At 31.6% G+C, this 7924-nt stretch carries 6 protein-coding genes; 3 read left to right on the top strand and 3 right to left on the bottom strand.

The genetic code is table 11. The annotated features are described in order from the left end of the window. Window positions 1–174 precede the first annotated feature (174 nt). The gene (locus CRN98_RS14650; RefSeq protein ID WP_097028176.1) at window positions 175–1311 is read left to right on the top strand and encodes a DEAD/DEAH box helicase; all 1137 of its coding nucleotides are present in this window, start codon (window positions 175–177) and stop codon (window positions 1309–1311) included. A gap of 115 nt (window positions 1312–1426) precedes the next feature. Here CRN98_RS14650 and CRN98_RS14645 read toward each other — a convergent pair whose 3' ends face one another. From CRN98_RS14645 to CRN98_RS14635, 3 genes are all read right to left on the bottom strand, one after another. Beyond that, on the bottom strand, window positions 1427–2725 hold the full coding sequence (locus CRN98_RS14645) for a TolB family protein (protein ID WP_097028175.1): 1299 nt from the start codon (window positions 2723–2725) through the stop codon (window positions 1427–1429). A 71-nt stretch (window positions 2726–2796) separates the two neighbouring features. Continuing rightward, the gene (locus CRN98_RS14640; RefSeq protein WP_097028174.1) at window positions 2797–4224 is read right to left on the bottom strand and encodes a HAMP domain-containing sensor histidine kinase; all 1428 of its coding nucleotides are present in this window, start codon (window positions 4222–4224) and stop codon (window positions 2797–2799) included. Window positions 4225–4311: 87 nt separating this feature from the next. After that, the gene (locus CRN98_RS14635) at window positions 4312–4998 is read right to left on the bottom strand and encodes a response regulator transcription factor (protein WP_097028173.1); all 687 of its coding nucleotides are present in this window, start codon (window positions 4996–4998) and stop codon (window positions 4312–4314) included. A gap of 416 nt (window positions 4999–5414) precedes the next feature. Between CRN98_RS14635 and CRN98_RS14630 the strand changes: the two genes are divergently transcribed. Then, window positions 5415–6356, top strand: a complete 942-nt coding sequence (locus tag CRN98_RS14630) for a sugar-binding transcriptional regulator (protein WP_097028172.1) — start codon at window positions 5415–5417, stop codon at window positions 6354–6356. Window positions 6357–6377: 21 nt separating this feature from the next. Further along, the gene (locus tag CRN98_RS14625) at window positions 6378–7919 is read left to right on the top strand and encodes an FGGY-family carbohydrate kinase (RefSeq protein ID WP_179632177.1); all 1542 of its coding nucleotides are present in this window, start codon (window positions 6378–6380) and stop codon (window positions 7917–7919) included. The last annotated feature ends 5 nt before the right edge of the window (window positions 7920–7924 follow it).

Raw genomic sequence — 7924 nt, 5'->3', positions numbered from 1 at the left:
TCCAGGGGCGTATCAGCCGTTATCTCCCACCTAAGAAAAGCAGATATCCCAAATCTATGATTTGGTGATAGTCGCTTTCACAGAGTGTGATGGGAGTATTACGGATGGTTGCCATCGGACAAATGCGTAAGCAATAAATCGTAAAATTGATAGTCACTTATAAAGGAGAAAAAAATGTTATTTGAAAATTTAAATATAATTGAACCTATTTTGAAAGCTTTAAAAACCGAAGGGTATACTAGTCCTACTCCAATACAGGAAGGAGCTATTCCTGCTATACTTAAAGGAAATGATTTGGAAGGATGTGCTCAGACGGGTACGGGAAAGACAGCAGCTTTTGCCATACCTATATTGCAGCTTCTTTATAGTAAACAAAAAGCTCTAAAGGGACCCCGTAATATTAAAGCATTAATATTAGCTCCTACTAGAGAATTAGCTATCCAGATTGGAGAAAGCTTTACTTCCTATGGAAAATATACGGGGCTCAAGAATACTGTTATTTTTGGCGGAGTTTCTCAAAGAGCGCAGACAAATGCATTAAGAGCAGGAGTGGATATTTTAATTGCAACACCAGGGAGACTGCTGGATTTAATGCATCAAAAATATATAAGCCTAGAACACATAGAACTTGCTGTCCTTGATGAGGCGGACAGAATGCTTGACATGGGACTTGGTCATGATGTGAAAAAAATCATAGCAAAGCTTCCGAGTAGCAGGCAGACAATGTTATTTTCTGCAACTATGCCTAAGGAAATTTCAAAATTAATAGAGTCTATTCTGATAAAACCAGTAAAGATAGAAGTAACTCCTGTTTCATCAACTATTGATACTATTAAGCAGGCAGTATATTTCGTTGAAAAAAGAAACAAAAAATCTTTGCTTCTTCATTTGCTAAAGGATAAATCTATAGAGTCCGTTCTTGTGTTTTCTAAAACAAAACACGGTGCAAATAAAATAACTGGTGACCTTGTTAAAGCGGGAATAGAGGCTGAAGCTATTCATGGAAATAAGTCACAGAATGCAAGACAACGTGCTTTAACTAACTTTAAGGAAAAGAAGATAAGAGTTTTGGTAGCAACGGATATAGCTGCAAGGGGAATTGACATAGAAAAATTGTCTCTTGTAATAAACTTTGACCTGCCAGATGTACCGGAAACCTATGTTCATAGAATAGGACGTACTGGAAGGGCTAGAGCAGAAGGAATTGCAATTTCCTTTTGTGATAGGGAAGAAAGAGATTGTCTTAGAAGTATTGAAAAAACTATATCAAAGTCAATATCAGTGATTAAAGAGCATCCTTACCTTGTGTAGCAAGTGGGGACAGCAAAGCATGTCCGCACAAATATACGTAGAAATTGTGTAAAATTAAACTTCAAATTATTAAAGAAGCAATAGAATAATCCATTGCTTCTTTATCTTTAGTTTTTTATTTAAAATATATACTATGAACAATTCCTTTTTCTGCAAAAACTCTAGTATCTAAAGTAAAGTTTTTAGATTCAAAAATTGTAACTTTATTGCTGTCATTATTCCACCATACTGGCTTTTGAGAAATCATATTATAATAATTTACATCTTCAATGAGTAAAATCTTATTAACTAGCTCATTACCTTTAATCTTTGCTGCATATATACTCCATACTCCTGTGTTATCTTTACCACTATATGTTGCATAGATGATTTTATTTTCATCTGGAGAAAGCCAAAAGGGTACAAAGTGAGTTCCAGGTGACTCTGTAACTTTATTTGTTTTTTTACTTTTTACATCATAAATAAATAACCCATTGTCTCCATTTAAATCCCCATCAAAAACTACCTTTTGACCTTCATCAATAACAGCAAACCCTTGGTTAGATATACGATTTTTAAGTGAAGATGCTTCAGCAGCTGGCAAAAGCATTATAGGCTCCATTTTTCCGTCAGCCGTATTCAGCTTGTAAACACCTTCTGTTACAATAGTTTTTTTGTTGTTATTTTCATTGTTGGTTTTTACAAAATTGGTGCCTACAAAATAAATATCTTTTCCATTACTGCTATAAACACCTGATAAAGGGTTTATATTAATACTATCATCTTTAAATTCTTTTATTTTATCATTTTCCACATCATATACAACTATAGATAGGAGGTCACTTAAGCCTAATCCTACTATATATTTACTATTTTTATCCCACTCTGGACGCGATATAGTTCCATTCATATTAATTCTTTTTTTAGAATTACTTTTTATGTCAACTATATAAAAAGCCTGTTTACCATTTTCATTTGTAACATATGCATACTTTGTCTTGTCTGGAGAAATTATGCTCCAATCTTCAAAATTAATAGGGGACTTTTCTAAAGTAGATAAGTTAAGTTTATAGGTTTCACCTCTAACATCATTAATAAACCTGACCTCTTCAGCTTGATTATTTTTAGGAAGTTTTTTAAGTCTTTCCTCTATATCCTTTCTATTCATTCCTACTCTAATAACAGCCTCATTTTCTGTTAGTAGTCCCATCATTGCATTAAAACCTTCGATGCCATCTGTTTTTTCACTCTTTACTACTTGAAGAGGCTTGTCTTCATCTAAGTTGACTGCCTTTGATTTGTTATCTGAAACTACCACAGACTTATTACTTGTCATTAAAGGCTTGGAGTACGAATATGCTATACTCACTGCACCAAGCACTAGTAATCCTCCTACTAAAGCCTTTGCTTTCCAATTTTTATTTTCGTGATTCATAACTTTTCCTCCTAAACTAAAATCTGTATATTAATCATAAACAAAAGTTATCACATTCACTTAACATGATGTTACAATATTGTAAACTTTTGAGGAATTGTTATATATACTTCTGTACCTATACCTTCTTCACTAATTATTTTTATATGTCCATTATGTTTATCTATAATTTTTTTTACTATAGACAGTCCTAGTCCAGAGCTTCCTGTTTCTCTTGAAGTTTGCTTATCTACCCTATAAAAAGGTTCAAATATCATCTCTAATTTATCAGAAGGTATTCCTTGGCCTTTATCTTTAACAATTATATTGCAGGTACTATTTTCTTTAAACAATTTTACATTTATAGTAGATTTAATATTACCATACTTAATGGCGTTATCTATTATATTTATAATTACTCGTCTAAGCTCATTTGGATTACCTAATACAGTAACCTCTTTATCAATAGCCTTTTCTATATGTATTTCATATTTATCTGCTCTTATTTTCATATCATTACAGGCTGCATCTATAATTTGTGATATATTAATGTCTTTTTTTATATCTGAGGTTATATTTGACTCAACCTTTGATATTTCTAAGAGTTCAATTATCATATTGTGCATTCTTTCGCTTTCATCATTTATCTTTTTTACACTTTTTCTAGCAAATTCTTTATCATTAAAGTCTTGTTTAAGAAGTATTTGAGAATATCCAGATATTATAGTTAAAGGAGTTTTCATCTCATGAGTCATATTATCAAAGAAAACTTTCCTATGACCTGCAATCTTTTTCAAATCATCTCTGTCATTTTTTATAGTTTCTATTTGATTTTTTATCTTATCTTTCATTTTATTAAAATCTAAAGATAGTTCTTCTATCTCATCTTTAGAATTAATATTTATGTCCTCCTCAAAATTACCTTTTGCAACCTCTTTTGTAACCTTACTCAATTTTAATATTGGTATGGTTATTTTTGTAGCTAATAATACTACAAATAAGAAAATCACTCCAAAAACTAATAATACAAAGGTATTAGTTAGCTTTAATAGATTTTTACTAGAACTAAATATTTCTGAATAATCCATAACAGATCTAACAATACCTATACTTTTGTTGTTGTTTATAATAGGACATGAAAAAACAACTAGATATTTATCTTTAACAGGTACTATTGTAAATGCAGATTTGTTATCAATAGATAGCTTCAAATCTTCATTACTATCATTTTTTTTATTATCAATATCTTCATAATTCAATACTTGTCCATTTGCATTTGCTGAATCAATTAAAAATTTTCCTTCGTAGGAATAAATCATTATTCTACTTCCGACTTTTATTGATAAATTTGAAGCTATATCCTTACTAGAATCATTAAAGTTGTTAGAATTCATATCCTTATTTTTCAGTTCAAAATACTGTCTTAAATATGTGGCCAGATCCTTTTCAAAGGTTAACAATTCTTTTTTTATTATAAGCTTATTATTTTCTACAATAAGCTTATTCATGAAAAAGCTCATAGTGTTATATCCTATATAAAATATAAGTAAAAATCCAATGATAAATTTACGCGTTATAGATATTTTCAAGAAAAATACATTCCTTTCCTACAGAACTTTATAACCTACTCCAAATACGGTTTTTATAACAGAGGTATCTTTATCGCTGGATAGTTTTTTTCTTAACCTTTGAATATGAACATCTACAGTCCTGCTTTCACCTTCAAAATCAAATCCCCATACAGTTTCTAAAAGCTTATCTCGTGAAAATACCTTTCCTCTATTCTCTGCAAGTGTATATAGTAACTCATATTCTTTCGCTGTCAAATTTACCAATTTGTCCTCTTGAAATACTTCATAGCTATCTTTAAATATTGTTATATTTTTTTCTAGCTTTATAGCATTATTTTTATCTTTAATATCTTTAAATTGTTCTATTCTTCTTATACTAACCTTTGCCCTTGCAACTACCTCTCGTATGTCAAAAGGCTTGGTAATATAATCGTCTGCTCCAAGCTCTAGGCCTACTACTTTGTCCATAATATCATTCTTGGCTGTTAACATTATTATAGGTATTTTGTATTCCAATGATACTTTCTTACATATTTCAAAGCCGCTTATATCAGGTAACATTAAATCCAGTATAATTAGCTCTATATATTGATTTTCTAAGATTTTTAATCCTTCTACACCAGTTGAAGCTTCAAATACTTTAAAACTTTCTTCTTTAAGTGAGTATGTCAAGATTTCTCTTATGCATTCATCGTCTTCAATTATAAGTATATTATTATTCACAGTATACCCTCCCTTACTCCAATAATTATACAATACAGTTATTACGAAGTTATAACATATTTCTCAGTGATTCCAAAATTTATTAAAATATAGGATAAAAGTGCCACCCACGTGGCAAGTGGCAAGTTGAGCATAAGGCACCCTAGTTTCAATGTAAAAATGTAATAATTTAATAGCTACTTATCATTAGAGAAGCAATAGAATCATCTATTGCTTTTTGTTTTAAAAGTATTTTTGTAACCTTAAGCATACTAATCCCAAAATGAGCATATGTTTAAAATATAAAATAGCATAAAAATTTTACAAAAGATAATGAATACGTTTTTAATACAAAGAGTGAAAAAATGCAGTAAAGCAAATATGTTACAAAAGAAAAATAATGAGCAGATGGCATGATGGGAAAGGATGATTAACTTATGGGAGAAAAAAGAATGCTTGTTAAAATAGCTCATTATTATTATGAGTTAGGGATGACTCAAGAAGAGATAGGGAAAAGGCTTTTAATGTCAAGACAAAAGGTTAACAGAATAATAAAAAGTCTCAGAGGAAAAAAGGTAGTAACAATAAAGATTAATGGATATGATGAGACTTATGTCGGTCTTGAGGATTCTCTAGAAAAGGAGTTTTCTCTTAAGGAAGTTATAGTAACTTCAGCAGATAGTCAGGATGTTTTAATAGATAAATTATCAGATGCTGCAGCTTTATACCTTGAAAGAACCATAGAAAATAACGAAATAATAGGAATTTCATGGGGAACTACGCTTTCAAGCACTGCCGCTAAATTAAAAAGCTTAAGAAAAAAGGAAATATCTGTTGTACAAATAGTGGGCGGGGAAAATTTACAAGATCCATCTTTAAAGGCAGATGAAATTACAAGGGTCATTGCAAATAAACTTAATGGCACACCTTATCTCATGTATGCTCCTGCTATAGTCAAAGATAAAAGGTTAAAAACAGACATGATGAATGAACAAAGTATAAAGAACATATTTAATCTTATAAAAAATTGCACTACAGCAGTAGTAGGAATAGGAAATTTAACTGAAGACTCTACAATATATAAACAAAGTTATTTAACAAAGGGAAATTTGCAAAAGTTAAAAGAGCAAGAATGTGTTGGAGATATATGTCTGCAGCCATATAAAATTAGTGGGGAAGTAATTAAAGATGACATAAGTAATAGAGTTATAGGTATAGGAGCAGATGATTTGAAGAATATTCCTAGGGTAATAGGTATAGCTGGAGGAAAGGAAAAAAGCAAAGCTATACTTGGAGCTTTAAGAGGAGGATTTATAGATGTACTTGTAACTGACAATATAACTGCAGAAAACATATTAAAGATTAAAAATGAAGAGTAGTAAAACTTGGGGGGATTGCAGGTGTGTGACAATTATCTTTTGGGAATTGATGCAGGCACTTCGAAAATAAAAGCAGTTATATTTAACCTCAAAGGAGAAGAAGTTTTTGTAGAGGGAAAAAGCAATTCTATTATTACAAAGCACAGAACCTGGACAGAACAAAATATGAGCTTATTATGGAAGGATTTCTGTTTTATAATAAGGGAACTTTTAAATAAAAATAAGATAAATCCTAAAAGTATATTAGCTGTAGGAATAACAGCACAGGGTGAAGGATGCTGGCTTATTGATAAAGAAGGAAATCCTGTGCGAGATGCAATATTATGGTCCGATGGAAGAGCCGTAAATATTGTTGAAGATATAAAAAAAGATGAAGAGATGACACTTAAGATAAAAAAGATAACAGGCTCGTATCCTTTTCCAGGGGCTACTTCAATTATATTAAAGTGGCTGGCTGTAAATGAAAAGGAAACTTTAGATAAAGCTTATGGATGCATGTTTTGCAAGGATTGGCTAAGGTACAAATTAACGGGAGATATGTGTCTTGAAACCACAGATGCTTCAACATCATTATTAGATTTAGAAACAGGAGAGATATCAGAAAATTTATTAAGACTGCTGGGGACTCACGACTATAGATTTCTTTTCAATCCCCTTTCTAATTGCTGCAAACTTATAGGCAAGGTTACAAAAGAAGCTTCAGATTTAACAGGACTTAGAGAAGGGACTCCAGTATCAGCAGGTCTTATGGATATTGTAGCATCTGCAACTGGCATGGCAGCAGTAGAAGAGGGGGACAGCTGCACTATTTTAGGCACAACTTGCTGCAATAGTGTGGTCAGAAAAAGTTGTGACTCAAGTGGAGAAAATACTTCAGGGTTTGAATGCCATGCAGTAGAAGGGCTTTATTTAAATGTAATAGCTTCTATGGCTGGAGCACCTAATTTAGAATGGGCAATAAACACATTCTTTCAAATGGAAAAAGAAGAAGCCTATAAGCAGGGAAAAGATATATATAAGATTTTAGAGGATTTAGTAAAAGACATAAAGGCAGGGTCAGGGGGAGTAATTTATCATCCATATATAAGTACTGGAGGAGAAAGAGCTCCATTTTTCAATCCAAACGCAAGAGCACAATTCTTTGGCATTTCATCTAATGCGACTAAATACCATATTTTAAAAGCAGTGTATGAGGGAGTGGCTTTATCCATTAAAGATTGTCTTCAAGATGTTCAAAGCAAAGGAAGGATATATCTAGGCGGAGGAGGGGCAAAAAGTTATTACTGGGCACAGATAATAGCAGATTGTACAGGTAAAGAGGTAGTAATACAAGAAGGAAAGGAATATGCAGCAAAGGGAGCAGCGTTATCTGCTGGTGTTGCAGTAGGAGTTTATAAAAATATAAGGGAAGCAGCTTTAAAAACTCTCCGTATAAAAAGAACTTTTTTACCAGATGAAAAAAATAAAGTTACATATGAGAAGATTTATAAATTATACAAGGGATTAAGGGAAGCTGAGTCATATTACTGGAACTTAAGAAGTGAAATTTTTCATGGGAATTAAAGTAT

Origin of the sequence: Clostridium peptidivorans (assembly GCF_900205925.1) — a bacterium.
GTDB classification, from domain to species: domain Bacteria; phylum Bacillota; class Clostridia; order Clostridiales; family Clostridiaceae; genus Clostridium_AK; species Clostridium_AK peptidivorans.
The sequence above is the reverse complement of the archived record's forward strand: the minus strand, read 5'-3'. Positions and strand labels throughout refer to the sequence as shown.

What these genes read in the sequence shown, in the direction of transcription:
- CRN98_RS14650 (WP_097028176.1), top strand. Translation starts at nt 175, where the DNA reads ATGTTATTTGAAAATTTAAATATAATTGAACCTATTTTGAAAGCTTTA.
- CRN98_RS14630 (WP_097028172.1), top strand. Translation starts at nt 5,415, where the DNA reads ATGGGAGAAAAAAGAATGCTTGTTAAAATAGCTCATTATTATTATGAG.
- CRN98_RS14640 (WP_097028174.1), bottom strand. Translation starts at nt 4,224, where the DNA reads ATGAGCTTTTTCATGAATAAGCTTATTGTAGAAAATAATAAGCTTATA.
- CRN98_RS14645 (WP_097028175.1), bottom strand. Translation starts at nt 2,725, where the DNA reads ATGAATCACGAAAATAAAAATTGGAAAGCAAAGGCTTTAGTAGGAGGA.